Source organism: Streptomyces sp. TOM-9 (assembly GCF_056858595.1).
The window spans coordinates 3,100,977-3,126,016 of the sequence record NZ_JBXEQB010000001.1 but is presented as its reverse complement, the minus strand read 5'-3'; the positions used below and the strand labels follow the sequence as shown (position 1 = coordinate 3,126,016).

Annotated in this window: 24 protein-coding genes and 1 riboswitch; of the genes, 16 read left to right on the top strand and 8 right to left on the bottom strand. The window is 70.9% G+C overall.

Translation table 11 applies throughout. The annotated features are described in order from the left end of the window. Positions 1–39: 39 nt before the first annotated feature. A complete protein-coding gene (locus AC1VWI_RS14645; protein ID WP_499511436.1) occupies positions 40–924 on the bottom strand; it encodes a GNAT family N-acetyltransferase in 885 nt (294 codons plus the stop codon). A gap of 15 nt (positions 925–939) precedes the next feature. Further along, positions 940–2,115 (bottom strand): quinolinate synthase NadA, encoded by a 1,176-nt coding sequence (gene nadA, locus AC1VWI_RS14640; protein ID WP_499511435.1) that lies wholly within the window; start codon positions 2,113–2,115, stop codon positions 940–942. Positions 2,116–2,357: 242 nt separating this feature from the next. Between nadA and AC1VWI_RS14635 the strand changes: the two genes are divergently transcribed. Continuing rightward, positions 2,358–2,711, top strand: coding sequence for a HesB/IscA family protein (locus AC1VWI_RS14635; protein WP_499511434.1), 354 nt, complete (start codon positions 2,358–2,360; stop codon positions 2,709–2,711). 80 nt (positions 2,712–2,791) lie between these two features. Here AC1VWI_RS14635 and AC1VWI_RS14630 read toward each other — a convergent pair whose 3' ends face one another. Next, positions 2,792–4,144 carry a hypothetical protein gene (locus AC1VWI_RS14630; RefSeq protein ID WP_499511433.1) on the bottom strand — a complete coding sequence of 451 codons (1,353 nt, stop codon included), beginning with the start codon at positions 4,142–4,144 and terminating at the stop codon, positions 2,792–2,794. Positions 4,145–4,246: 102 nt separating this feature from the next. Continuing rightward, complete coding sequence (locus AC1VWI_RS14625; protein ID WP_499511432.1) at positions 4,247–4,450, bottom strand: hypothetical protein; 204 nt, start codon at positions 4,448–4,450, stop codon at positions 4,247–4,249. 137 nt (positions 4,451–4,587) lie between these two features. On the opposite strand from AC1VWI_RS14625, the gene AC1VWI_RS14620 reads away from it, so the two are divergent. Then, positions 4,588–5,562: a carbohydrate kinase family protein gene (locus tag AC1VWI_RS14620; protein ID WP_499511431.1), complete on the top strand. Its 975-nt coding sequence runs from the start codon at positions 4,588–4,590 to the stop codon at positions 5,560–5,562. A gap of 45 nt (positions 5,563–5,607) precedes the next feature. On the opposite strand, the gene AC1VWI_RS14615 is transcribed toward AC1VWI_RS14620, so the two are convergent. Continuing rightward, positions 5,608–7,020, bottom strand: a complete 1,413-nt coding sequence (locus AC1VWI_RS14615) for a cysteine desulfurase/sulfurtransferase TusA family protein (RefSeq protein WP_499511430.1) — start codon at positions 7,018–7,020, stop codon at positions 5,608–5,610. 268 nt (positions 7,021–7,288) lie between these two features. Here AC1VWI_RS14615 and ctaC point away from each other — a divergent pair, with 268 nt between their 5' ends. The 4 genes from ctaC to AC1VWI_RS14595 all read left to right on the top strand — a co-directional run bounded on the left by ctaC (position 7,289) and on the right by AC1VWI_RS14595 (position 11,774). Beyond that, positions 7,289–8,254: an aa3-type cytochrome oxidase subunit II gene (gene ctaC / locus AC1VWI_RS14610; protein ID WP_499511429.1), complete on the top strand. Its 966-nt coding sequence runs from the start codon at positions 7,289–7,291 to the stop codon at positions 8,252–8,254. Then, positions 8,251–9,993 (top strand): aa3-type cytochrome oxidase subunit I, encoded by a 1,743-nt coding sequence (ctaD, locus tag AC1VWI_RS14605; protein ID WP_499511428.1) that lies wholly within the window; start codon positions 8,251–8,253, stop codon positions 9,991–9,993. The genes ctaC and ctaD overlap by 4 nt, the downstream gene beginning before the upstream one ends. After that, complete coding sequence (locus AC1VWI_RS14600) at positions 9,990–10,388, top strand: cytochrome c oxidase subunit 4 (protein WP_499511427.1); 399 nt, start codon at positions 9,990–9,992, stop codon at positions 10,386–10,388. Before ctaD ends, AC1VWI_RS14600 begins: the two co-directional genes overlap by 4 nt. 120 nt (positions 10,389–10,508) lie before the next feature. After that, positions 10,509–11,774, top strand: coding sequence for a L,D-transpeptidase (locus AC1VWI_RS14595; RefSeq protein WP_499511426.1), 1,266 nt, complete (start codon positions 10,509–10,511; stop codon positions 11,772–11,774). A gap of 2 nt (positions 11,775–11,776) precedes the next feature. Here AC1VWI_RS14595 and AC1VWI_RS14590 read toward each other — a convergent pair whose 3' ends face one another. Further along, a complete protein-coding gene (locus AC1VWI_RS14590) occupies positions 11,777–12,178 on the bottom strand; it encodes a hypothetical protein (protein WP_499511425.1) in 402 nt (133 codons plus the stop codon). Positions 12,179–12,347: 169 nt separating this feature from the next. Between AC1VWI_RS14590 and ctaE the strand changes: the two genes are divergently transcribed. The 6 genes from ctaE (at position 12,348) to AC1VWI_RS14560 (ending at position 19,525) form a co-directional block, all read left to right on the top strand. Then, complete coding sequence (ctaE, locus tag AC1VWI_RS14585) at positions 12,348–12,968, top strand: aa3-type cytochrome oxidase subunit III (RefSeq protein WP_319163544.1); 621 nt, start codon at positions 12,348–12,350, stop codon at positions 12,966–12,968. A gap of 81 nt (positions 12,969–13,049) precedes the next feature. Further along, complete coding sequence (qcrC, locus tag AC1VWI_RS14580) at positions 13,050–13,859, top strand: cytochrome bc1 complex diheme cytochrome c subunit (protein WP_499511424.1); 810 nt, start codon at positions 13,050–13,052, stop codon at positions 13,857–13,859. A gap of 8 nt (positions 13,860–13,867) precedes the next feature. Next, on the top strand, positions 13,868–14,908 hold the full coding sequence (qcrA, locus tag AC1VWI_RS14575) for a cytochrome bc1 complex Rieske iron-sulfur subunit (RefSeq protein ID WP_499511423.1): 1,041 nt from the start codon (positions 13,868–13,870) through the stop codon (positions 14,906–14,908). Beyond that, positions 14,905–16,542: a cytochrome bc1 complex cytochrome b subunit gene (gene qcrB / locus AC1VWI_RS14570; protein ID WP_499511422.1), complete on the top strand. Its 1,638-nt coding sequence runs from the start codon at positions 14,905–14,907 to the stop codon at positions 16,540–16,542. Before qcrA ends, qcrB begins: the two co-directional genes overlap by 4 nt. A 128-nt stretch (positions 16,543–16,670) precedes the next feature. Beyond that, positions 16,671–17,735, top strand: coding sequence for an anthranilate phosphoribosyltransferase (gene trpD, locus AC1VWI_RS14565; protein WP_499511421.1), 1,065 nt, complete (start codon positions 16,671–16,673; stop codon positions 17,733–17,735). Between the two features lie 127 nt (positions 17,736–17,862). Then, a riboswitch (SAM riboswitch) is annotated at positions 17,863–17,979 on the top strand. A 151-nt stretch (positions 17,980–18,130) separates the two neighbouring features. Next, a complete protein-coding gene (locus AC1VWI_RS14560) occupies positions 18,131–19,525 on the top strand; it encodes an aminotransferase class V-fold PLP-dependent enzyme (RefSeq protein ID WP_499511420.1) in 1,395 nt (464 codons plus the stop codon). 40 nt (positions 19,526–19,565) lie between these two features. Here AC1VWI_RS14560 and AC1VWI_RS14555 read toward each other — a convergent pair whose 3' ends face one another. Next, complete coding sequence (locus AC1VWI_RS14555) at positions 19,566–19,847, bottom strand: Lrp/AsnC family transcriptional regulator (protein WP_018557042.1); 282 nt, start codon at positions 19,845–19,847, stop codon at positions 19,566–19,568. Continuing rightward, positions 19,844–20,623, bottom strand: coding sequence for a rhomboid family intramembrane serine protease (locus AC1VWI_RS14550; RefSeq protein ID WP_499511419.1), 780 nt, complete (start codon positions 20,621–20,623; stop codon positions 19,844–19,846). The genes AC1VWI_RS14555 and AC1VWI_RS14550 overlap by 4 nt, the downstream gene beginning before the upstream one ends. A 114-nt stretch (positions 20,624–20,737) precedes the next feature. Between AC1VWI_RS14550 and AC1VWI_RS14545 the strand changes: the two genes are divergently transcribed. The 4 genes from AC1VWI_RS14545 to AC1VWI_RS14530 all read left to right on the top strand — a co-directional run bounded on the left by AC1VWI_RS14545 (position 20,738) and on the right by AC1VWI_RS14530 (position 25,026). Next, complete coding sequence (locus AC1VWI_RS14545) at positions 20,738–20,989, top strand: hypothetical protein (RefSeq protein ID WP_499511418.1); 252 nt, start codon at positions 20,738–20,740, stop codon at positions 20,987–20,989. 89 nt (positions 20,990–21,078) lie between these two features. Beyond that, on the top strand, positions 21,079–22,482 hold the full coding sequence (locus tag AC1VWI_RS14540) for an NYN domain-containing protein (protein WP_499511417.1): 1,404 nt from the start codon (positions 21,079–21,081) through the stop codon (positions 22,480–22,482). A 315-nt stretch (positions 22,483–22,797) separates the two neighbouring features. After that, positions 22,798–23,823, top strand: a complete 1,026-nt coding sequence (locus AC1VWI_RS14535) for a C40 family peptidase (RefSeq protein ID WP_499511416.1) — start codon at positions 22,798–22,800, stop codon at positions 23,821–23,823. Between the two features lie 147 nt (positions 23,824–23,970). Then, positions 23,971–25,026 (top strand): C40 family peptidase, encoded by a 1,056-nt coding sequence (locus AC1VWI_RS14530; RefSeq protein ID WP_499511415.1) that lies wholly within the window; start codon positions 23,971–23,973, stop codon positions 25,024–25,026. Positions 25,027–25,040 lie beyond the last annotated feature (14 nt).

Here is a 25,040-nt window from a genome sequence, read left to right as displayed (position 1 = left end):
GGCCCTGGGCGTTCACGAACGCCCAGGGCCCTGCCCCGTCTACAGGAAGAACCCGGACGGGATGTACGGCTCCGGCGGACGCATCCCGCGCAGGCAGACCCAGCCGGACGTGCTCAGCTCCAGCCCGGCCGTCAGGCCCACGTCCACGGCCCACTGCTGCTCGGCCGTCAGGTTGGGGACCCGCGCGGTGGTGCCCTCGGGCAGGCTCAGCAGCGCGGCGGTGAGCAGCCGGGACGCCAGCCGCCGTGAGGTCGCGGCCAGCAGCCGTACGTTCCCTTCCCGGTCGACGTAGCAGTAGCCGCTCCCGGCGAGGTCGTCCACGACCAACAGGGGGCACTCGGTGAGCAGTTGGTCGTGGTCGGGGCCGTGCGCGCCGCCCCGGGTGCGCCGGTCCACGGAGTCCATCAGGTCGCGGTGCTTGGCCGAGCCCTCGTGCACCGCCCCGTCCGGCGCCGGCAGGTCGCCCTTGCGGACGGCACCTTCCAGGCGCATCGCCGGGTGCAGCGCGAAGCCCGCCCGGCGGTAGGTCGCCGCCGCCCGCGGGTCGGGGGAACTGCAGATGATGCCGCGCAGGCAGCCGCGCCCGTACGCCAGGGCGGCGGCGAGCAGTTCGCGCCCGACCCCCTGCCGCTGCGCGGAGGGCAGCACGGCGAAGAGCGACAGCCCCCACGTCCCCTCGCGGCGCGTCGACATGGCGATCCCGAGCGGCATGCCGGAGGTCTCGTCCACGGCCAGCCAGCAGCCACCGGGGTCGGTACGCGCGACGTACCGGTTGCGCCGTCGCAGCAGAGCGGCCCGCTCGGGAGGCATCTCCTCGGGCGGGCCGCCACCGGGCAGGGCGTCGGAGGCGCCGAACGCGGCGGCGGCCACGACCGCTACGGCGTCGGCGTCCTCGTCGGTGTCGTGCAACGGGCGCAGGATCATGCGCCCATCCTGCCCCTACGGCAGGGCGAGCATCCGCTCCAGTGCCAGCTTCGCGAAGTGTTCGGTCTCCCGGTCTACTTGGATGCGGTTGACGACCTTGCCGTCGGCCAGCGACTCCAGCGTCCACACCAGGTGCGGCAGGTCGATCCGGTTCATGGTCGAGCAGAAGCAGACGGTCTTGTCGAGGAAGACGATCTGCTTGTCCTGGTGCGCCTTGGCCAGCCGGCGCACCAGGTTGAGCTCGGTGCCGATCGCCCAGGAAGAACCGGCCGGGGCCGCCTCCAGGGCCTTGATGATGTACTCGGTCGAGCCGACCTGGTCGGCCGCGGTGACGACCTCGTGCTTGCACTCGGGGTGCACCAGGACGTTGACGCCGGGGATGCGGGCGCGCACGTCCTCCACCGAGTCCAGCGAGAAGCGGCCGTGCACCGAGCAGTGGCCGCGCCACAGGATCATCTTGGCGTCGCGCAGCTGCTCCGCGGTGACCCCGCCGTTCGGCTTGTGCGGGTTGTAGAGGACGCAGTCCTCCAGCGAGAAGCCCATCTCCCGGACCGCGGTGTTGCGGCCGAGGTGCTGGTCGGGGAGGAAGAGCACCTTCTCGCCCTGCTGGAACGCCCATTCCAGGGCGCGCTTGGCGTTGCTGGAGGTGCAGATGGTGCCGCCGTGACGGCCGGTGAAGGACTTGATGTCGGCGGAGGAGTTCATGTACGAGACGGGCACGGTGACGTCGGCGACGCCGGCCTCGGTGAGCACGTCCCAGCACTCGGCGACCTGCTCGGCGGTGGCCATGTCGGCCATGGAGCAGCCGGCCGCCAGGTCGGGGAGGATCACCTGCTGGGCGTCGGAGGTCAGGATGTCCGCGGACTCGGCCATGAAGTGCACACCGCAGAAGACGATGTACTCCGCCTCGGGCCGGGCGGCGGCGTCACGGGCCAGCTTGAAGGAGTCGCCGGTGACGTCGGCGAACTGGATGACCTCGTCGCGCTGGTAGTGGTGGCCCAGGACGAAGACCTTCTCGCCGAGCTTCGCCTTGGCGGCGCGGGCGCGCTCCACCAGATCCGGGTCCGAGGGGGCGGGCAGGTCGCCGGGACAGTCGACGCCGCGCTCGCTGCGCGGGTCGGACTCGCGGCCCAGGAGGAGCAGGGCGAGCGGGGTCGGCTGGACGTCCAGCGGTTCGGATGTGGTGGTCACGGGCCCGAAGCCCTTTCTCTGCGAAACTGCGGCTCAAACCTTTTCGTCTATTTGACGCTATCTATCATAACCCGTTCGCGTCAGAATGACGATGGCCCTCGCGTCAATGTGACGCATTACCCGTACAGGGTCCGGTGTGCGAGCATGGATGGCGCCAAGACGCATGGGACCCGGAGGAATGAATCCGGGAAGCCACCGGTTCACCGTTGTGGCAGCATCCGTACAACCCGGGAGTGGATCAGATGACGGTTCAGGACGAGACCAGCCAGAGCGAGGGCATCATCCTGTCCGACGCGGCGGCCTCCAAGGTCAAGAGCCTGCTCGAGCAGGAGGGCCGCGACGACCTCGCGCTGCGCGTCGCCGTCCAGCCGGGCGGTTGCTCCGGCCTGCGCTACCAGCTGTTCTTTGACGAGCGCGCGCTCGACGGCGACGTCGTGAAGGACTTCGGCGGCGTGAAGGTGGTCACCGACCGCATGAGCGCCCCGTACCTCGGCGGCGCCTCCATCGACTTCGTCGACACGATCGAGAAGCAGGGCTTCACGATCGACAACCCGAACGCCACCGGCTCCTGCGCCTGCGGCGACTCGTTCCACTGAGCCCCGCGCGAAGGCGGCGGGCACCCGGGGTGCCCGCCGCCTTCGGCATGTCCTGACGCGCCCTCCCGGGGCCCCGCCGGCTACTTCCGCGGCACCGTACTGCCGTCGGAGAGGTCGACGACCTTGCGGTCGCCCAGCGGCGTGTCGAGCCGGACCGTGCGGGAGAACCGCTCGGCGATCATGATGCAGGCCTTCCCCGGCTCCTTCTCCACCGCGGTGACCTTGACCTTCACCACCGCGCCCGCCCCGTCGGCCGAGGCCGTGTAGTCGCTGCACACCCCGCCCCAGAAGCGCAGGGTCAGCTCCGTCCCCTCGGCGCGGTACGACTCGACCTTCGCCGTCCCGGCGGCCGGCGCCGACGTCCCCGAGGGCGCGGGGGAGGCCGTGCCGCCCCGCACGTACGCCGGGTCCACCGCCGTCTGGGCCAGCACCGAGGTGCGCGTGACGCCCTCCTGCGCCACCTCGAAGAGCCAGGACGGCACGAGTGCCTGCCGCCCGGCCACGAACTGCGCCGACAGGCCGAACTCGGCCTTCCGCACCTCCATCGGCCGGTGCGCCGTCGGCACGCAGGGGAGCACCTGCGGCAGCGTCGGGTCGTCGCCGGGGGCGCGGGAGGGCTTCGGCACCACGGTGGGGCAGTCGCCGATCCCCAGGTCACCGCCCGTCCCGGGGCGCCCCAGCAGCTTCAGCGCCTGCTTCGCCGACACCACCGGGTAGGTGTCACCCCTGGTCAGCGGCGCCATCATGCCGTACCCGGTGACCAGCAGCCCGTCCGAGGCGACCTGCACCGCCGACCGCCAGCCGTGCGTGGGCAGCCCCGCCACCCGCGGGTCCGCGGTGACCGTGCGCAGGACCCCCGAGACCTCGCTCGCGTCCGTACGCGCGCCCTTCAGTCCCAGCGCCGCGAAGACCGGCGCGGCCTTGCGCAGCGCCTCCGCCGACGGCACCGCGAGGTCGTCCTGTGCCGGGGCGCGGCCCTTGCGGGGCGCGGCGCCGTAGTACGAGTACGCCCAGGTACCCGGCGCGTCCTTGTTCACCCGGAGCACCGGACCGCCGCCGTCCGGCGTACCGCCGGCCTTCCAGACGCCGTGGTCGGACTTCACCGTGCCGGGCACGCCCAGGGCCCGGGCGAGCCGTTCCACGGCGGCGCGTGACACGTTGCCCGGCCGCTGCACGGCGGCGGAGGAGGGGCCGTCGGGCAGATCGCCCCGGACGGTGAGCTCGGCACCCGTGCCGCCGGTGGCGGCGTCCAGTTCGAGCGGCTCCGGGGCATCGTTCCCGCTGCCGCCCGTGGCGCGCGGGACACCGCCCTCGGCACTCGACGAGGCCCAGTAGGCGCCGCCGCCCCCGGCGGCCAGTACGGCCACGGCCACCGTGGACATCACCCACGGCGACCTGTGCCGGCGGCGCGTGCGCGTCGGCTCGCTGTCCACGATGGCTCCTTCGGCTCCGCACAGCTGCGTACAACTGCTGACGTCCCGGTCCTTCAACCGGGGGACGCCACTTGGACGGGCCGGAGCGCCTCGCGGTTCCGATCAGTCGGCGTACTCGGCCATGCCCTCGACGACGTGCGACGACGCGGCCGGCACCGTGATCCCGTGCAGGCTCGCCGGGCTGACCCGCGCGGACTCGTCCTCCGCGGGGACCTCCCAGTGCGCGGCCATCTTGCGGCAGTCGCCGATGAGCTCGGCGAGCGACTCGGGGTCGCCGAGGGGCGCGGGGGGAAGAGGAGTGGTCATGCATACGACCCTAGGCACGTGGCGTCACGGGAGAAAGCCCTACTATCGGGTAGTTTCACCATGTCGGCGTCCACCGGCCCAGCCGGTAGCGTGGACAGGTCCCGTCCGCAGCCCGCCTCCGCAGGAGCGTTCCAGCCGTGCGTATCGCAGTCACCGGCTCCATCGCCACCGACCACCTGATGACCTTCCCCGGCCGATTCGCCGACCAGCTCGTCGCCGACCAGCTGCACACGGTCTCCCTCTCCTTCCTGGTCGACACGCTCGACGTACGCCGCGGTGGCGTCGGTGCGAACATCTGCTTCGGCATGGGCCAGCTGGGTGTCCGGCCCGTCCTCGTCGGCGCCGCCGGCTCCGACTTCGACGAGTACCGCGCCTGGCTCGACCGGCACGGCGTCGACACCGCCTCCGTCCGCATCTCCGAGGTGCTGCACACGGCGCGCTTCGTCTGCACCACCGACGCCGACCACAACCAGATCGGCTCCTTCTACACCGGCGCCATGAGCGAGGCCCGCCTCATCGAGCTGCACTCGGTCGCCGCCCGCGTCGGCGGTCTCGACCTGGTGCTCATCGGCGCCGACGACCCCGAGGCGATGCTCCGCCACACCGAGGAGTGCCGCTCCCGCGACATCCCGTGGGCGGCGGACTTCTCGCAGCAGATCGCCCGCATGAACGGCGACGAGATCCGGATACTGCTGGACGGCGCGGCCTACCTCTTCTCCAACGAGTACGAGAAGGGCCTCATCGAGTCCAAGACCGGCTGGACGGACGAGGAGATCCTCGGCCGGGTCGGCACCCGCGTCACCACGCTGGGCTCGCGCGGCGTCCGCATCGAGCGGGCCGGCGAGGAGCCGATCGTCGTGGGCTGCCCGGAGGAGGACGCCAAGGTCGACCCCACCGGCGTCGGCGACGCCTTCCGCGCCGGCTTCCTGTCCGGCCTCGCCTGGGGCGTCGAGGCGGAGCGCGCGGCGCAGGTGGGCTGCATGCTGGCGACGCTGGTGATCGAGACCCTCGGGACCCAGGAGTACCAGCTGCGGCGGGCCCACTTCATGGACCGCTTCACCAAGGCCTACGGCGACGAGGCCGCCGAAGAGGTCCGCACCCACCTGCACTGAGGCTCACCGGGGGTTGCGGGCGACCGCCCGCGACCCCCGGGCCCGTCAGGAGACGCGACGCACCCAGTACGCGACGCCGCGGGGCGCGGCGTGCGCGCCGAGGTACTCCTGCTCGCGCATGTCGCACCACGCGGGGATGTCGAGCCGGGCGGCCTCGTCGTCGGAGAGCACCGACACGACGCCGCCGACTGGCACGTCCCCGATGACCTTCGCCAGCTCGATGACCGGGATCGGGCACCGCTTGCCGAGGGAGTCCACGACGAGGTCGGGCTCGCCCTCCTCCTCCGCGGCTCCCGCTCCTCCCGCCGTCCGCACCGCCCGCGCCGCGGGCCCGGACGCCGGCGCCGGAGCGCCGAGCCGCTCCCGTACCGTCCGCACCACGCCCGGCAGCACCTCGAGGAAGCGGTCCACGTCGCCCGCCTCGGTGCCCGCCGGCAGCGAGACCCGGACGTTCCCCTCGGACAGCACGCCCATCGCCTTCAGCACGTGGCTGGGCGTCAGCGTGCTGGAGGTGCACGACGACCCGGAGGAGACGGAGAAGCCCTCCCGGTCCAGTTCGTGCAGCAGCGCCTCGCCGTCCACGTAGAGGCAGGAGAAGGTCACCACGTTCGGCAGCCGCACCTCGGGGTGGCCCACCACCTCGACGTCCGGGAGGAGTTCGGGCACCGCGGTACGGATGCGGTCCACCAGGGCGGACAGCCGTGCCGCCTCCGCGTCCGCCGCGGCGCGCACCGCCCGCAGGGAGGCCGCCGCGGCGACGATCGCGGGCAGGTTCTCGAAGCCGGGCGCGCGCCCCGACTCCCGTTCGTCCGCGGGGTGCTGGGCGGCGAAGCGGGTGCCCTTGCGGACCGCCAGCAGGCCGACGCCGGACGGCCCGCCCCACTTGTGGGCGCTCGCGGTCAGCAGCGACCAGCCACCCGCCACCGCGCCCCAGCCCAGTGACTGGGCGGCGTCCACGAGCAGCGGCACCCCCGCCGCCCGGCACAGCTCGGCGGCCCGGTCGACCGGCTGCACCGTGCCGACCTCGTGGTTGGCGGACTGCAGGCAGGCCAGCGCGGTGTCCTCGCGCAGCGCGGCGCCGAAGGCGCCGGCGTCGACCAGACCCGTGCGGTCCGTGCCCACCTCCGTGACGTCGGCGTCCTCCACCGCGTGGAGCACGCAGGAGTGCTCGACGGCCGAGACGACCACGTGCCGGCCGACCCGGCGTCGGCCGGCGAGCGCCCCGGCCACCCCCGCGTGCACCGCACGAGTACCCGAAGGAGTGAAAACGAGTTCGTCCGGACGGCATCCGACGGCGTCGGCGGCGGCCTCCCGGGCGGCGTCGAGGAGCAGCCGTGCGCGGCGCCCCTCGCGGTAGAGCCGGGAGGGATCGGCCCACCCTTCGTCGAGCGCGGCGAGGAGTGCCTGCCGGGCGACGGGATGCAGTGGTGCGGCGGACGCGGCGTCGAAGTAGGGCACGTCCTGCACGCTACGCCCCGGCGTCCCGCGGAGCGTCTGGGGGCCAGTCAAAAGCCCCCGAAACGGGGCCCTCCGCAGGTGCGCAGCGGTGCCCGACACCCCTTCGGGGGCAGCCCCGGCGCGTTGGCACCCCTCCCCGCGCGCCCCAAAATCGAGTCCAGTAGGGTTTGGTCCGCATAAACATCCACACCACTGCCCGCGCCAGGGCGACCGACCAGCACAGGCCGGGCATCCGGACGCGTGGGCGAGACTCTCGGGAAGGCGCTACGTGAGTCCCTACGGCTCCGACCGCTCGTCGCGGCGCCCGATGCGGCGGATTCTGCCGCAGGCGCTGGCCGCGGGCCTGGTCCTTGCGACCGCCACCGGTTGCACATACGAGGACTTCCCCCGCCTCGGCATGCCCAGCCCCGTCACGGAGCAGGCACCGCGGATCCTGTCGCTCTGGCAGGGTTCCTGGGCCGCCGCGCTGGCGGTCGGCGTGCTCGTGTGGGGCTTGATCCTCTGGAGCATCATCTTCCACCGGCGCAGCCGCACCAAGGTGGAGATCCCGCCCCAGATCCGCTACAACATGCCGATCGAGGCGCTCTTCACCACCGTCCCGCTGGTCATCATCTCGGTGCTCTTCTACTTCACCGCCCGGGACGAGTCCAAGCTCCTGGAGACCTCCGCGCGGCCCGACCACGTCGTCAACGTGGTCGGCTTCCAGTGGAGCTGGGCCTTCAACTACGTCGAGGACGTGGACGGCAACCCGTCGACCCCGGCGGCCGGAACGGTGCCCGCGGAGCTCTCCACGATCTCGGCGAAGAAGCTGGACGCGCCCGCGGGTGCCGACGGCGTCTACGACTTCGGCACGCCCGCCTCGAAGGACCAGGACACCGGCAACCCGGGCCCGACCCTGTGGCTCCCCAAGGGCGAGTCGGTCCGGTTCGTCCTCACCTCGCGTGACGTCATCCACTCCTTCTGGGTGGTTCCCTTCCTGATGAAGATGGACGTCATCCCCGGACACACCAACGTCTTCCAGGTGACCCCCAACAAGGAGGGCACCTTCGTGGGCAAGTGCGCCGAGCTGTGCGGTGTGGACCACTCCCGGATGCTCTTCAACGTCAAGGTCGTCTCCCCGGAGGCCTACAAGCAGCACCTCCAGGACCTGGCGAAGAAGGGCCAGACCGGTTACGTCCCGGCAGGCATTGCCACCACCGGCAACGCCAAGAACGCGGAGACCAAGACCCAGTGAGCATTCTCAACGAACCCCACGGTGCGGCCGCCGCGCACGACGACGCGTACGCGGACGAGATGCCGGTCCGCACGAAGCAGCCGGGCAACGTCATCGTCAAGTGGCTGACCACCACCGACCACAAGACGATCGGCACGCTCTACCTGGCGACGTCGTTCTTCTTCTTCCTCATCGGTGGCGTGATGGCGCTCGTCATGCGCGCCGAACTCGCCCGCCCGGGCACCCAGGTGGTGTCCAACGAGCAGTTCAACCAGCTCTTCACGATGCACGGCACCGTGATGCTGCTGATGTTCGCGACCCCGCTCTTCGCCGGCTTCGCGAACTGGATCATGCCGCTGCAGATCGGCGCCCCCGACGTCGCGTTCCCGCGGCTGAACATGTTCGCCTACTGGCTCTACCTGTTCGGCTCGCTGATCGCGGTCGCCGGCTTCCTCACCCCGAACGGCGCGGCCGACTTCGGCTGGTTCGCCTACTCCCCGCTGACCGACGCGGTCCGCTCGCCGGGCATCGGCAGCGACCTGTGGATCATGGGTCTGGCGTTCTCCGGCTTCGGTACGATCCTCGGCTCGGTCAACTTCATCACCACGATCATCTGCATGCGCGCCCCCGGCATGACGATGTTCCGGATGCCGATCTTCGTCTGGAACGTGCTGCTCACCGGTGTGCTGGTGCTCTTCGCCTTCCCGGTGCTGGCCGCCGCGCTGCTGGCCCTGGAGGCCGACCGGAAGTTCGGTGCGCACGTGTTCGACGCCGCCAACGGCGGCGCCTTGCTGTGGCAACACCTCTTCTGGTTCTTCGGGCACCCAGAGGTGTACATCATCGCGCTGCCGTTCTTCGGCATCATCAGCGAGGTCATCCCGGTCTTCTCCCGGAAGCCGATGTTCGGCTACGTCAGCCTCATCGCGGCGACGATCTCGATCGCCGGCCTCTCGGCGACGGTGTGGGCCCACCACATGTACGTCACCGGCGGTGTGCTGCTGCCGTTCTTCTCCTTCATGACCTTCCTGATCGCGGTACCGACCGGTGTGAAGTTCTTCAACTGGATCGGCACCATGTGGAAGGGCTCACTGAGCTTCGAGACACCCATGCTCTGGGCCATCGGCTTCCTGATCACCTTCACCTTCGGTGGTCTGACCGGTGTCATCCTGGCCTCGCCGCCGCTGGACTTCCACGTCTCCGACTCGTACTTCGTGGTGGCGCACTTCCACTACGTCGTCTTCGGCACGGTCGTCTTCGCGATGTTCTCCGGCTTCCACTTCTGGTGGCCGAAGTTCACCGGCAAGATGCTCGACGAGCGCCTGGGCAAGATCACCTTCTGGACGCTGTTCATCGGCTTCCACGGCACCTTCCTCGTCCAGCACTGGCTGGGTGCCGAGGGCATGCCCCGCCGCTACGCGGACTACCTGGCCGCCGACGGCTTCACCACGCTGAACACCATCTCGACGATCAGCTCCTTCCTGCTGGGCCTGTCGGTCCTGCCGTTCATCTACAACGTGTGGAAGACGGCGAAGTACGGCAAGCCGGTCGAGGTGGACGACCCGTGGGGCTACGGCCGCTCGCTGGAGTGGGCGACCTCCTGCCCGCCGCCGCGGCACAACTTCCTCACGCTGCCCCGCATCCGGTCCGAATCCCCGGCCTTCGACCTCCACCACCCGGAGATGGCCGCTCTGGACCAGCTGGAGAACGTCGGCGCGGCTCCGGCCGTCTCCGGCGGCGATGAGAAGGAGAGCGGCAAGTGAAGTTCCAGGGCAAGCTGTTCCTGTGGCTGTCCGTCTTCTTCCTGGGCATGGCCGTCGTCTACGGCCTGTGGTCCAAGGAGCCGGTCGGCACCACGGCGCTCTTCCTCTCCTTCGGCCTCGCCGTGATGGTCGGTTTCTACCTGGCCTTCACCGCCCGGCGCGCCGACACCGGCGCCCAGGACCGTGAGGACGCGGACGTCGCGGACGACTCCGGCGAGCTGGGCTTCTTCAGCCCGCACAGCTGGCAGCCGCTGCTGCTGGCCTTCGGTGGAGCCACCGCCTTCCTAGGCATCATCTTCGGCTGGTGGCTGATCTACTTCGGCGCGCCCTTCATCCTCGTCGGCCTGTGGGGCTGGGTCTTCGAGTACTACCGGGGTGAGAACCGCACCCAGTGAGCGCCCGGCGCCCACGCACCGCACGGCGATGGCCCGGACCCCGAACGGGGGGTCCGGGCCATCGCCCGTTCGTACGCGCTCGGCGAGCGCCGTAGATCATCTCTGCTTAGCGTGGTGACCATGGGTCACTTTTCTCCGCGCCGCATGGCGACCGCGATCGCTGCAGTGACACTCTCCGCGCCGCTGGCCTCCTGTTCGGGCGGCGGCGATCCCCTCGCCACCGCCCCCTACGACGCCGCCGGCCAGGTCGTGTGGACCGGGGGAACCACCGGGTCGAAGAAGGCCGACCCGAAGAAGCCGCTGGAAATCACCGTCAAGGGTGAAGGCAACCGCATCACCGACGTGACGGCCACCGACGGTTCGGGACGCTACGTGAGCGGCCGCCTGTCCGCGGACGGCAAGCGCTGGCGCAGCACCTCGAAGCTCTCCTCCGCGGCGCACTACGTCGTCCAGGTGACCACCGAGGACGCGAAGGGCCACCAGGGACGCAAGACGCTCGCCGTGGACACCTCGGGCACCAAGCGCCATCTGAAGGTCACCTTCGGCCCGGAGAGCGGCACCTACGGCGTCGGACAGCCCATCACCGCCGAGCTCAGCGCGGCCGTGAAGGACACCCTCGGCCGGAGCGTCGTCGAGCGCAACCTGCACGTCAACGCCTCCCCGGCGGCCGACGAGGGCGCCTGGTACTGGGTCGACGACAAGACCCTGCACTACCGCCCCCGTACCTACTGGCCCGCGCACGCCCGCATCGACGTGCGCAGCACCCTGGACAACGTGCACATCAAGGGCTCGCTCTACGGGGGCGACGTCAAGCCGCTGACGCTGCGCACCGGCGACCGCATCGAGGCCGTCACCGACGCCGCCACGCACTCCATGACCTTCAAGCGCAACGGCAAGCTCGTCCGCACCATCCCGGTGACCACCGGCAAGCCGGGGTTCTCCACCCGCAACGGCATCAAGGTGGTGCTGGGTCAGGAGGCCAACGTGCGGATGCGCAGCGAGACCGTGGGGATCGCCTCGGGCAGTTCCGACTCCTACGACCTGCCCGTCCAGTGGGCCACCCGCGTGACCTGGAGCGGTGAGTACGTGCACGCGGCGCCCTGGTCGGTGGGCTCGCAGGGGATCGCCAACGTCAGCCACGGCTGCGTCGGCATGAGCACCGAGAACGCCCACTGGTTCTTCGACAACGTGCGGCGCGGCGACCTGGTCTCGGTCGTCCACAGCCTGGGTGAGGACATGCCCGCCTTCAGCAACGGCTTCGGCGACTGGAACCTGTCCTGGAGCGAGTGGCGCAAGGGCAGTGCGACGGGAACGCGCAAGGGCGCCGACCCGGCCGTCGCCGACCGTACCGACGCCCCTGAGGCCCGTCTTCAGCCCGAGATGTGACGCTACGCGTCGACGGCCAGCCGCTGCCTCAGCAGCCCCGCCAGGGCCTCGTTCAGCGCGACCGGGTCGACCGGGTGGCTCACCGCCGCGTCGGCCCGGCTCCAGCTCGCCAGCCAGGCGTCCTGGGGGCGCCCGATGAGCACCAGCACCGGCGGGCAGCGGAAGATCTCGTCCTTCACCTGGCGGCACACTCCCATGCCGCCGGCCGGGACGGCCTCGCCGTCGAACACGCACGCGTCGATGCCGCCGTTCTCCAGCGCGCTGAGGACCGCCGGGAGGGTCGCGCACTCCATGTACTCCACCGGCGGCAGGTCGCTCGCAAGGCGGCGGCCGACGGCCAGACGGACCTGTTCCCGGGTGTTCCTGTCGTCGCTGTAGACCAGCACCGTCGCGGTCGTCTGCATCCGTGCCTCCTCGCCCTCGTGGAGTCGCCTGCCTGTGGCCGAACCTTACTCCCGGGCAGGGTGCTTCGAGGAGGGTTAGCTCCTTCGGGGGACGCCTTTCCCTACCTCAAGGGCCTTGACACACCGAATGGCACCCCCCGGAGTGAGCGCGAGATAAGCGACCGACATAATGTCGGTCGTGGCGACAGCAACAGCAGTAGAAACCGGGCACGCGCACCCGTCGGTCAACCGGCCGAACCTCACCAGCGTCGGAACCATCATCTGGCTGAGTTCCGAGCTGATGTTCTTCGCGGCCCTCTTCGCGATGTACTTCACCCTTCGCTCGGTGACGGGTGCCGAGTACTGGAAGGCGCACGCCGACGTCCTGGACATCCCGTTCTCGGCGACGAACACCACGATCCTCGTGCTCTCCTCCTTCACCTGCCAGATGGGTGTCTTCGCCGCCGAGCGCGGCGATGTGAAGAAGCTGCGCGCGTGGTTCATCGTGACGTTCATCATGGGCGCGATCTTCATCGGCGGTCAGATCTTCGAGTACACCAACCTGGTCAAGGAGGACGGCCTCTCGCTCTCCTCCGACCCGTACGGTTCGGTGTTCTACCTGACCACCGGATTCCACGGTCTGCACGTGACGGGTGGTCTCATCGCCTTCCTGCTGGTCCTCGGACGGACCTACGCGGCACGGCGGTTCACCCACGAGCAGGCCACTGCGGCCATCGTCGTGTCCTACTACTGGCACTTCGTCGATGTCGTCTGGATCGGCCTCTTCGCCACGATCTACCTGATCAAGTAGTCGGGCCCCCGCGCGAGTTGCGCACACGGTCAACGACATCCAGAACCATCGACGCAAGAGATCCTGACACCGGGGTAATCCGTGAAAAAGCTCTCCGCACGACGGCGCCACCCGCTGGCGGCGCTCGTCGTCCTACTTGTCGCGCTCACGGCCATCGGGGGGCTGTACGCCGCGCTCGCGCCGGCGCCCAAGGCGCAGGCCGACGACAGCTCGCAGTCCCTCGCCATCGAAGAGGGCAAGAAGCTGTACGCCGTCGGCTGCTCCAGCTGCCACGGTACGTCGGGGCAGGGCGGCAGTGACGGCCCCAGCCTCGTCGGCGTCGGCTCCGCGGCCGTGGACTTCCAGGTCGGCACCGGTCGCATGCCGGCCCAGCAGCCCGGCGCCCAGGTGCCGCGCAAGAAGGTCATCTACGACCAGAAGCAGATCGACCAGCTCGCGGCGTACATCGCCTCGCTGGGCCCCGGCCCGGTCACGCCCACCGAGGAGCAGTACGACCCGGCCGGCGCCGACGCCGCGCGCGGCGGGGAGCTCTTCCGCACCAACTGCGCCCAGTGCCACAACTACCAGGGCAAGGGCGGAGCGCTGACGCACGGCAAGTACGCGCCCACGCTGGAAGGCGTGAGCGACAAGCACCTGTACGAGGCCATGCTGACCGGCCCGCAGAACATGCCGTCCTTCCCCGACACGACGATGCCGGAGGAGAACAAGCGGGAGATCATCGCTTACCTCGACGCTGTCAACGGCGAGGGTGCGCCGAGCCCCGGCGGCATGTCGCTGGGCAGCCTCGGCCCGGTCACCGAGGGTCTCTTCGGCTGGATCTTCGGCCTCGGGGCCCTGATCGCCTGCGCCATTTGGCTCGCGGCCCACACCACCAAGGCGAAGAAGTCATGAGTCAGGACATGTCACAAGAGAACCTGCCGGACAGGCCGGCACACCAGGGCGGCGGCCAGCTCGCGACCGCGGAGAACCCGTTCGCGGACCCGGGCTTCCCGGCCCACCTGCCGCGCCGCCAGGACATCGACGAGAAGGCCGCGAGGTCCTCCGAGCGCACGGTGGCCTTCCTGTTCACCGTGTCGATGCTCGCCACGCTGGCCTTCATCGCCAGCTTCGTGGTCATCCCGATCGACAAGATCGTCTACATCTGGCCGCTGGGTCACATCAGCGCGCTGAACTTCGCGCTGGGCATGACCCTCGGCGTCTCGCTCTTCGCCATCGGCGCCGGCGCGGTCCACTGGGCCCGCACGCTGATGTCGGACGTCGAGGTCGCCGACGACCGCCACCCGATCGAGGCGAGCCCCGAGGTCAGCGCCAAGGTCAAGGCCGACTTCGCCACCGGGGCCGGGGAGAGCCAGATCGGCCGCCGCAAGCTGATCCGCAACACCATGCTCGGCGCGCTGACCCTGGTGCCGCTCTCCGGTGTGTTCCTGCTGCGCGACCTCGGCCCGCTGCCGGAGGACAAGCTCCGCCACACGCTGTGGTCCAAGGGCAGGCTGCTGATCAACCAGAACACCAACAAGCCGCTGCGTCCCGAGGACGTCGCCGTCGGCTCGCTCACCTTCGCCGTGCCCGAGGGCCTGGAGGAGGAGCAGCACGACTACCAGGAGCAGCTCGCCAAGGCGGCCCTGATGATCGTCCGCATCCAGCCGGACGACATCAAGGACAAGAAGTCCCGCGAGTGGGCGCACCAGGGCATCATGGCGTTCTCCAAGATCTGCACCCACGTCGGCTGCCCGATCAGCCTCTACGAGCAGCAGACGCACCACGTGCTCTGCCCGTGCCACCAGTCGACGTTCGACCTTTCCGACGGTGCCCGGGTGATCTTCGGTCCCGCCGGTCACGCCCTGCCGCAGCTGCACATCAGCGTGAACGGTGAGGGTTACCTCGAGGCACTGGGCGACTTCGAAGAGCCCGTGGGCCCTGCGTTTTGGGAGCGTGGATGAGCACCAACACGAGCGCGAGCGCGAAGCAGCGCGGAAAGGCGCCCGCCGGCGAACGTGTCGCCGACTGGGCCGACGGCCGGCTGGGCATCTACAGCCTGGGCAAGGCCAACCTGCGGAAGATCTTCCCGGACCACTGGTCCTTCATGCTGGGCGAGATCGCCCTCTACAGCTTCATCATCATCATCCTGACCGGTGTCTACCTGACGCTGTTCTTCCACCCGGCGATGAACGAGGTCGTCTACGACGGCTCCTACGCGCCGCTGCAGGGCATCACGATGTCCGATGCGTACGCGTCGACCCTGCACATCAGCTTCGACGTGCGCGGCGGTCTGCTCGTCCGCCAGATCCACCACTGGGCGGCCATCGTCTTCGTGGCCGCGATGCTCGTGCACATGATGCGCATCTTCTTCACCGGTGCGTTCCGCAAGCCGCGCGAGGTCAACTGGGTCTTCGGCTTCCTGCTGCTGTTCCTCGGCATGTTCGACGGCTTCATGGGCTACTCGCTGCCGGACGACCTGCTGTCGGGCACCGGTATCCGCTTCATGGAAGGCGCCGTGCTGTCCGTGCCGATCGTCGGCACGTACCTCTCGTTCTTCCTCTTCGGCGGTGAGTTCCCCGGCACCGACATCGTGCCGCGGTTCTACACGATCCACGTGCTGCTGATCCCCGGCATCATGGCGGGCCTGCTGGTGGCCCACCTGATCCTGATCGTCTACCACAAGCACACGCAGTGGGCCGGCCCCGGCAAGTCGGAGAAGAACGTCGTGGGCATGCCGTTCTTCCCGGTCTACACGGCCAAGGCGGGCGGCTTCTTCTTCATCGTCTTCGGTGTCATCGCGGCCATGTCCGCGCTGGTCTCCGTGAACCCGGTGTGGGCGTACGGCCCCTACCGTCCGGACCAGGTGTCGACCGACGCCCAGCCTGACTGGTACATGGGCTTCTCCGAGGGCCTGATCCGCATCATGCCGGGCTGGGAGATCAACTTCGCGGGCCACACGCTCGTCCTGGGCGTGTTCATCCCGCTGGTGATCTTCCCGCTGGTCCTGGGCTTCATGGGCGTCTACCCGTTCCTGGAATCCTGGGTCACCGGTGACAAGCGCGAGCACCACCTGCTCGACCGGCCGCGCAACCGGCCCGTCCGCACGGGCATCGGCGCCGCCTGGATCAGCCTCTACCTGATCCTGCTCGTCGGCGGTGGCAACGACCTCTTCGCCACCCGCTTCCATCTGTCGATCAACGCGATCACCTGGGTGGTCCGGATCTCGTTCTTCGTGCTGCCGGTGCTGGTCTTCGTCGTCACCAAGCGGATCTGCCTGGGTCTGCAGCGACGCGACCGCGACAAGGTGCTGCACGGTCGCGAGACCGGCATCATCAAGCGGCTCCCGCACGGTGAGTTCATCGAGATCCACGAGCCGCTGGAGCAGGGCTCGCTGTTCAAGCTCACCCAGCACGAGCAGCCCAAGCCGCTCGAGGTCGGCCCCGAGGTCGACGAGAACGGCGTGGAGAAGAAGGTCGGCCCCACCGCGAAGCTGCGCGCGAAGCTGTCCCGCGGCTACTACGGCGAGGGGACGCAGATCGACAAGCCCACGGTCGAGGAGTACGAGGAGATCACGAGCGGCCACGGTCACCACTGATCACTGAAGCTGTGCCACCGGGCAGGGTCCCGTCCATCCGATGGACGGGGCCCTTTCCCGTTCCCCGGCGCCGATAGGCTGGAGCCGAAGGATTCCCGTCGCACGTCAGACCCCATGGAGTGTGGACCATGAGCGTTGTGAACCCCGCCGGAGGCGCATCAATGGCGGGCGGCTCCTGGCCCGACGTCCTGGGTGCGCTGCTGAACGGCAAGGACCTGACCGCCGCGGAGGCGGCGTGGGCGATGGACCGGATCATGAGCGGTGAGGCCTCGGACGCCCAGGTCGCCGGCTTCATGGTGGCGCTGCGGGCCAAGGGGGAGACCGTCGAGGAGGTCACCGGCCTCGTCGAGTCGATGTACGCGCACGCGGAGCCGCTGCACATCCCCGGCCCCGCCGTGGACATCGTCGGCACCGGCGGCGACCGGGCCAAGACGGTGAACATCTCGACGATGTCGGCCATCGTCATCGCCGGCACGGGGGCCAAGGTCGTCAAGCACGGCAACCGCGCCGCCAGCAGCGCCAGCGGCGCCTCCGACGTCCTGGAGAAGCTCGGCATCAACCTCGACCTGCCCGCCGACCGGGTGGCGAAGGTCGCCGAGGACACCGGGATCACCTTCTGCTTCGCGGCGAAGTTCCACCCCGCGATGCGGTTCGCCGCCCCGGCCCGCCGCGACCTGGGCATCCCCACCTCGTTCAACATCCTCGGCCCGCTGACCAACCCGGCACGCGTGGGCGCCTCCGCCGTGGGGTGCTTCGACACCCGGATGGCCGGGCTGATCGCCGGCGTACTGGCCCGCCGCGGCTCCTCCGCGCTGGTGTTCCGGGGCGACGACGGACTGGACGAACTCACCGTCACGTCCACCTCCCAGGTGTGGGTGGTGCGGGACGGGAAGGTCGGGCAGGAGTCCTTCGACCCGCGCGACGTCGGCATCGAACTGGTGCCGATCGAGGCGCTGCGGGGCGCGGACGCGGCGTACAACGCCGACGTCGCCCGGCGGCTGCTGGCCGGCGAGACGGGGCCGGTCCGTGACGCGGTGCTGCTCAACTCGGCGGCCGCGCTGGTGGCGCTGGAGGGCGCGGGCGGTTCGCTGACCGACCGGATCGCGGCCGGGATCGGCCGGGCGGCCGAGTCGGTCGACTCGGGTGCGGCCGCGCGGACGCTGGAGCGGTGGGCCGCGGCCACGCAGGCGTAGTCGCGGGAACGACCGTGGAGGGCCGGGGGCGTTGCCCCGGCCCTCCGTGCTGTGCGCCCGCGGGCGGACCGTCCGGGATGCGGACCGCGGCTTGCGGCGCCCCGCGCGTGTGGCATGATGCTGCGCAGGTCACGAGTGACAGCGACACGGCCCCGGCCCGCTGTCCGGCAACCCTCCTTCCGTGGCGGGGTGCCCCGGGTGATGACCAGGCCGCAGGCAGCGAGGTCTGCGGCAAGCGCGGTCAGAGGAGTTCCTCCATGAGCAAGCGAATGCGCTAGGGCCTTTCGGGCCCCCAGCCGTCCTCCCCCCTCCCCGGGCCTTCGCCCGTCGTGCCGAGGGCCGTTCCGTCATCACTGACGTCCCGTCACTCCCGCATGCTCCCAGGAGACTTCGCCATGTCGCTGCGCCCTGCCCTGCCCTCGTCCGTCCACACCGCGCTGCCCGTGCTCGGGCGCGACGTCCTCGTGCCGCTCGTGACCGGGGGCGAGGTCGGCTACGCAGCCCTCGACTACGCGGCCAGCGCACCCGCCCTGCAGCGGGTCTGGGACGACGTGGCGGCCTACGCGCCGTACTACGGCAGCGTCCACCGGGGGGCCGGCTACCTCTCGCAGCTGTCGACGGACCTGTTCGAGCAGAGCAGGGCCACGGTCGCGGAGTTCCTCGGCTGCCGTCCCGACGACCAGGTGGTCTTCACCCGTTCGACCACCGACTCGCTGAACCTGCTGGCCGCCGCCGTACCGGCCGGCACGAGCGTCTTCGTCTTCGAGACCGAGCACCACGCGTCCCTGCTGCCGTGGCGGAACGCCGACGTGACCTACCTGGGCGCCCCCCGCACCCCGGGGGAGGCCGTGGCGACACTGGAGCGGGCACTGGCCGCCCGGGAGTCGTACGGACCGGCGCTGGTCTGCGTCACCGGGGCGTCCAACGTGACCGGCGAGCTGTGGCCGGTGCGGGAGCTGGCCGCGGCGGCCCACGCGCACGGTGCCCGGATCGTGCTGGACGCGGCGCAGCTGGCCCCGCACCACCCGGTGGACATCGCCGAACTCGACGTGGACTGGGTGGCCTTCTCCGGGCACAAGCTGTACGCGCCGTTCGGCTCCGGTGTGCTGGCCGGCCGCGCCGACTGGCTGAGCGCGGCCGAGCCCTACCTGGCCGGGGGCGGCGCCTCGCGGCGGGTGGCCCGGCGCGCGGACGGCGGCGTGGACGTCGACTGGCACACCACGGCCGCCCGGCACGAGGCCGGCTCGCCCAACGTCATCGGCGCCTACGCGATCGCCTCGGCCTGCCGTGTGCTGACGGAGGCCGGGTTCGACCGGCTGGTCGAGCGCGAGCAGGCGCTGGTGGCACGGGTGCGGGCCGGACTGGCCGAGGTGCCCGAGGTGAAGGTGCTGTCGCTGTTCGGCGACGACGCCCCCCGGGTCGGCGTCATCTCCTTCGTCGTCGAGGGCTGGAACAGCTCCCACTTCGCGGCGGCGCTCTCCGCCGAGTACGGGATCGGCGTCCGCGACGGCCTCTTCTGCGCGCACCCCCTGGTGCGCACCCTGCTCGGCGGCGCCGACCAGGAGCCGGGTGAGTGCGGGGCCCCCGACGCCGCCCCCGGCGAGCTCGCCCGGCCCTCGGCCGGGGGTGCCCCCACGCTCAACGCCATCCGCGTCTCGTTCGGCGCGGGCACCCCGGACGAGCACGTGGAGCGCTTCGTCGCCGCGGTGCGGGAGCTCGTGGCGGACGGTGCCAAGTGGCGCTACCGCACCGAGGACGGCCGCTGCGTCCCGGACCGGGACCAGGCCTGAGCGGCGGCCCGGTCCCGCGGCGCCGCGCCGGGCGGAGCGGTCACGCGTCCAGGCCGATGGCGAAGGCCGTCTCGAGGTCGTGCTGGGAGTAGGTGCGGAAGGCCACGTGCGTGTCCGTGGCCTCGACGCCGGGGATCTTGCTGATCCGGCCGGGGATGACGTCCGCGAGCTCGTCGTGCCGGGCCACCCGCACCATGGCGACCAGGTCGTACGTCCCCGTGACGGAGTAGACCTCGCTGACGCTGTCGAGTGCGGCGATGGACTCCGCGATCTCGGGGATACGGTCGACGCTGGTCTTGATGAGCACGATCGCGGTGATCACGGCTGTAGGTCTCCTTGGGTCGCCCTGGCTGCGGGCTCAAGCTTAGGCGTTGCGCGATAGCACACCCACGCGCACAGGAAGCCGAAGACGAAGCCGGTGATGTGGGCGAGGTAGGCCACCCCGGGACCGGTCTGCTGGATCTCGCCGGCGAGCCACTGCAGCACGAACCAGAAGATCAGCACCATCCAGGCCGGGAAGCGCAGCGGCAGGAAGAAGAGGAAGGGGAAGACACTGGTGACCCGGGCCCTGGGGTAGAGGTAGAGGTACGCGCCGAGCACCCCAGAGATCGCGCCGGACGCCCCGACCAGGGTCTGGGTCGAGGAGGCGTGCCCGAGCGCGTAGCCGTACGTCGCCAGGTAGCCCGAGACGACGTAGAAGAGCAGGAACCGGAAGCGGCCCATGCGGTTCTCGACGTTGTCGCCGAAGACCCAGAGGAACAGCATGTTGCCGAGCAGGTGGACCCAACTGCCGTGGACGAACAGTGCGGTGAGCACCGACACGAACGGCGAGGTGGCGAAGGACCCCAGTGGCGGGCAGTCCGCCGGCATCGGCACCTGCGCCAGGGGGATCCGGCCGTGCCAGAGCTCGGCGGGGATGACACCCCAGCGGGCGAAGTACGTCGCCTGGGCGCACACCTGATCGTGGCCCATGCCGTACATGTAGTTGAGCCCGGAGGACGGGCTGATGAGGAAGAGCAACGCGCACAGCCCGATCAGGCCGTACGTCACCACGGGTGTGCGGTGGACGGGGTTCTTGTCGTACACCGGGATGACCATGGACCGATCATGACGGAACGGGCGTAACGGTCGTGGGGCGCCTCGCCGCAGCGCGGGGGACCACCGAGGCCGTAGGGTGACCGGAACGCATCCGCGCGACCGAGGAGACGACCGATGCCGGTGCCCCTGCCGACCGCCACGACCCGCTGGCGTTGCTCCCTGTGCGGCAACCTGACCCGGTTCGACGTCACCCGCTCCAGCAAGGTCGTCGAGTACGTCCACCTGGACCTGGCGGGCGAGCCCACGGTCGAGGAGCGCGAGGTGCTCAGCGAGTCCGTGGAGTCGGTGCGCTGCCGCTGGTGCAACGCCGTGGACCAGGTCGAGCTGGTCGACCGCCCCGGCGCGGCGGCGGCGACGCAGGCCTGAGCGCCGCCGGGGACAATAGAAGAATGCGGCGCGGCCAGAGAGGTTGAAGGAGGCCGGGGAGGCGCCCACGGACTGGACGGGAGTGACGGGTGGACGGGACCGGCGGTAACCCGGGCCGCGGCGACGAAGCGGCCGCGCCCGAGGCTACGGCTGCGCCGGAGGAGTCCGTCCACGGCGAGTCGCTGGACCGGCCGCTGCCCGAGGGCGTACGGCACCGCGTGGTCGCCCTGGCGGCGGAGGCCTTCGGCGGGCTGACCCCGGGCGAGCTCCCCGCGGTGCTGCGCCCGTACGCCCGGTTCACCCCGAGCCGTCGCGCCAAGTTCGCCGCCACCGCGCTCGCCACGGCCCTGGAGGGCGACCCTTCCTTCCGGCAGCGGGTGGGCGCACGGCTGCGCGAGTCCGAGCCGGACCTGTGCGAGGCGCTGGACGCCGGCACCCCGCCCCCCGCGGTCGACCCGCTGGACGTGGCGGCCGCCGCGTACCTGCTGCGTCCCGCGGGCTGGGCCAAGCTGGTGGCCGCCGCGGGCGAGGAGGCGCAGCGGGTCAGCGCCGAACGGGCCGGCGAGGAGACGCAGCGTGAGCTGCGGCAGCTGAAGGTGGAACTGGACGAGGCCCGTGCCCAGGCGCGTACCGAGGGCGTCCGGGTCCGCACCGAGCTGGAGGCGGCCCGCAAGGAGGCCGAGTCGCTGCAGCGCAAGCTGCGCAGCGCGGCGAGCGACGTGAAGCGAGCCGAGGCGGCGCTGCGCAAGGTCGAGGCCGAACTGGACGAGACCCGCGCGGCCGCGGCCGCGGAGAAGGCCTCGGCCGACGGCGAGGCCCGCCGGCTGCGGGCCCGGCTCGCCGAGGCCGAGCAGGCCGTGGAGGCGTCCCGCCGGGCGGCCCGGGAGGGCCGCAGCACCGAGGACATGCGGCTGCGCCTGCTGCTGGACACCGTGCTCGACGCCGCCTCGGGACTGCGCCGGGAGCTCGCGCTGCCGCCGCGCGACACCCTGGGCGCCCGGCCCGCGGACACCGTCGACGCGGTCACGCCGGGGGCGATCAGCCCCAAGGACATCGCGCGGCGCGCCCTGTCCGAGGACGACCCGGCGCTGCTGGACCAGCTGCTGGCGCTGCCGCAGTCCCATCTGGTGGTCGACGGCTACAACGTGACCAAGACCGGTTATCCGGCGCTGCCGTTGGAGAAGCAGCGGCTGCGGCTGCTGGGCGGCCTGGCCGTGCTGGCGGCGCAGAGCGGTTCCGAGGTCACCTGCGTCTTCGACGGCGCCGATCTGGACGCCCCGGTGTTGCTGGCACCGCCGCGCGGGGTGCGGGTGCTGTTCAGCAAGGCCGGTGAGACGGCGGACGAGTTGATCCGGCGTCTGGTTCGGGCGGAACCTCCCGGTCGTCCGATTGTGGTGGTTTCTTCCGATCGCGAAGTTGCTGACGGTGTGGCCCGTGTTGGCGCCCGCCCGGTCGCATCCACCTTGTTGCTGAAGCGACTTGCCCGGGTGTGACCTGGAGCACACCGTGGGGCGTGTGAGGCGCTTTTCGGGGACGCAGTGTCAACTCGTCATCACTGCACGTGCGATGTGTGTAAAGAAAACGCTGCCGAGCGACTTTTTTTCTTCAGGGATTTGATCCGATCACAAGATGGTCACTAGGGTCGTGCCTCGAACCTCTGCCCAGTCGATCATCCAGCCCGGATGGCGGCGGAGGTCCCGCCGATCTGAAGTGCCGCGCGTACGACGGGGGACGCCGACGCTTGGAGCCGGGGAACGTAGTTCCCGATGCATGCGGCAGGCGGCTGGAGGAAGAAGGAGCTCGCCCGAGTGGCGTCCCACCGTCGTCCCAAGCAGGCCAGTCGCACACGTGTCACCGTGCTCACCGCGACCGCCGCCGCAGCCGTCGCCCTGTCCGCGCAGGCCGCCCAGGCCGCGCCGGCCAAGCCGTCCGTCAAGAGCGTCAAGGCCAAGGTCGACGGTCTCTACGAGCAGGCCGAGCAGGCGACCGAGAAGTTCAACGGCGCCAAGGAGAAGCAGCAGAAGCTGCAGAAGCAGGTCGAGGACCTGCAGGACGAGGTGGCCCGCGAGCAGTCGGAGCTCAACGACCTCCAGGACGACCTCGGCACCCTCGCCAGCGCCCAGTACCGCAGCGGCGGCATCGACCCGACGCTCCAGCTCTTCCTCTCCGCCGACCCGGACACCTACCTCGACAAGGCGTCCACCCTCGACCAGCTGAGCACCAAGCAGGCCGAGGCGCTCCAGCAGATCGCGGAGAAGAAGCGCACCCTCAACCAGCAGAAGGCGGAGGCCGCGAGCAAGCTCAACGAGCTCGACGAGACCCGCACCGAACTGGGCAAGAAGAAGAAGGAAGTCCAGGCGAAGCTCGCCGAGGCGCAGAAGCTCCTCAACTCGCTGACCGCCTCCCAGCGCGCTTCCCTCACCGCCGCGGAGAACCGGGCCAACCGCTCCAACGAGCGCGTCGACCTGGGCAACGTCCCGCCGGCCTCCTCGCTCGCCGCCGCCGCCCTCTCGGCCGCCCAGAGCAAGATCGGTTCGCCGTACGTCTACGGCGCCACCGGCCCGAGCTCCTTCGACTGCTCCGGCCTCACCTCCTGGGCCTACGCCCAGGCCGGCGCCTCGATACCGCGCACCTCCCAGTCCCAGGCCAACGCGGGCACGCGCCTGTCGATGAGCCAGCTCGCGCCCGGCGACCTCGTCATCTTCTACGGCGACCAGCACCACGTGGCCCTGTACGCGGGCAACGGCATGGTCCTGCACGCGCCGCGCACGGGCACGGTCGTGCGCTACGAGTCCATCAACAACATGCCGTTCCAGTTCGGCGTCCGGATCTGACCGGAAGCGCCGACGCCCGTTGAACCTATCGGGTGATCTCGTACGGTGACGGTCCGGCGGTGACCTGCGCAAGCGGAGTCCCGCCCGGCCGCCCGGCGGTACCCGGTCTTTGAACTCCCCGTGTCCGGCTGACTACTGTCAGCCGACGTGCCATCTCATCGACGCATCCCGCAGCCCGGCCGGGCCCCGCGTACCTCCAGGGCCACGGTCCTGACGGCGGCGGCCACGGCCGCCGCCGCGATGGCGGGCGCGGCCGGCACCGCGCAGACGGCCGCCGCCGACCCGGCGGACACCCCCGTCGATGTCGCGGCCCGCATCGACCACCTCTACACCCAGGCCGAACGGGCCACCGAGCAGTTCAACGCCGCCCGTGAGAACACCCAGCGGCTCCGGCGCGAGGTGGAGGTGCTCCAGGACCGGGCCGCGCGCGGCCAGGAGCGGGTCAACCGGCTCCGCGACGACCTCGGCACGTTCGCCGGGGCCCAGTACCGCGGCGGGGGAGTGGACCCCACCCTCGCCCTGCTGCTCTCCGCCGACCCCGCGACCTACCTCGACCGGGCCGCCACCCTCGACCGGATCAGCAGCCGTGGCGACGCGCGGCTGGGCGAACTCCGCTCCGCCCAGCGGTTCCTGGACCAGGAGCGCTCCCGGGCCACCGAACGCCTCGGCGAACTCGAGCGGGCCCGCACCAGCCTCACGGCCCGCAAGAAGGCCGTGCAGCGCAAGCTGATGGCGGCCGCCCGCCTGGTCAACTCCCTCTCCCCGGAGGACCGGGCCCGGCTCGCCCGCCGCCTGGAGGCCCGTGCCTCCCGTTCCGGCCGGATGGTCGACATCCCCGACCTCGGCCCCCTGTCCGTACGTGCCGCGACGGCCGTCGCCGCCGCGCGCTCGGCCGTCGGCGCCCCCTACGTGTGGGGTGCCACCGGCCCCGGCTCCTTCGACTGCTCCGGCCTGATGGTCTGGGCGTACCGCCAGGCCGGCGTGGGCCTGCCCCGCACCTCCCAGGCCCAGCTGAGCGCCGGGCACCACGTGCCGCTCGGCCAGGCCCGCCCCGGCGACCTGGTCATCTACCGCGGCGACGCCAGTCACGTCGCCATGTACGTCGGCGACGGCCAGGTCATCCACGCCCCCTACCCCGGTGCCCGGGTCCGCTACGACCCCGTCGCCATGCTGCCGATCTCGGCGGTGACCCGGCCCACGTGACCGCCCCCGCCCAG

Excerpts from the sequence above, each read along its gene's own strand:
- AC1VWI_RS14645 (WP_499511436.1), bottom strand. The coding sequence starts at position 924 with ATGATCCTGCGCCCGTTGCACGACACCGACGAGGACGCCGACGCCGTA.
- AC1VWI_RS14635 (WP_499511434.1), top strand. The coding sequence starts at position 2,358 with ATGACGGTTCAGGACGAGACCAGCCAGAGCGAGGGCATCATCCTGTCC.
- AC1VWI_RS14625 (WP_499511432.1), bottom strand. The coding sequence starts at position 4,450 with ATGACCACTCCTCTTCCCCCCGCGCCCCTCGGCGACCCCGAGTCGCTC.
- AC1VWI_RS14595 (WP_499511426.1), top strand. The coding sequence starts at position 10,509 with ATGGGTCACTTTTCTCCGCGCCGCATGGCGACCGCGATCGCTGCAGTG.
- AC1VWI_RS14590 (WP_499511425.1), bottom strand. The coding sequence starts at position 12,178 with ATGCAGACGACCGCGACGGTGCTGGTCTACAGCGACGACAGGAACACC.
- ctaE (WP_319163544.1), top strand. The coding sequence starts at position 12,348 with ATGTCGGTCGTGGCGACAGCAACAGCAGTAGAAACCGGGCACGCGCAC.
- qcrA (WP_499511423.1), top strand. The coding sequence starts at position 13,868 with ATGTCACAAGAGAACCTGCCGGACAGGCCGGCACACCAGGGCGGCGGC.
- qcrB (WP_499511422.1), top strand. The coding sequence starts at position 14,905 with ATGAGCACCAACACGAGCGCGAGCGCGAAGCAGCGCGGAAAGGCGCCC.
- trpD (WP_499511421.1), top strand. The coding sequence starts at position 16,671 with ATGAGCGTTGTGAACCCCGCCGGAGGCGCATCAATGGCGGGCGGCTCC.
- AC1VWI_RS14560 (WP_499511420.1), top strand. The coding sequence starts at position 18,131 with ATGTCGCTGCGCCCTGCCCTGCCCTCGTCCGTCCACACCGCGCTGCCC.
- AC1VWI_RS14550 (WP_499511419.1), bottom strand. The coding sequence starts at position 20,623 with ATGGTCATCCCGGTGTACGACAAGAACCCCGTCCACCGCACACCCGTG.
- AC1VWI_RS14545 (WP_499511418.1), top strand. The coding sequence starts at position 20,738 with ATGCCGGTGCCCCTGCCGACCGCCACGACCCGCTGGCGTTGCTCCCTG.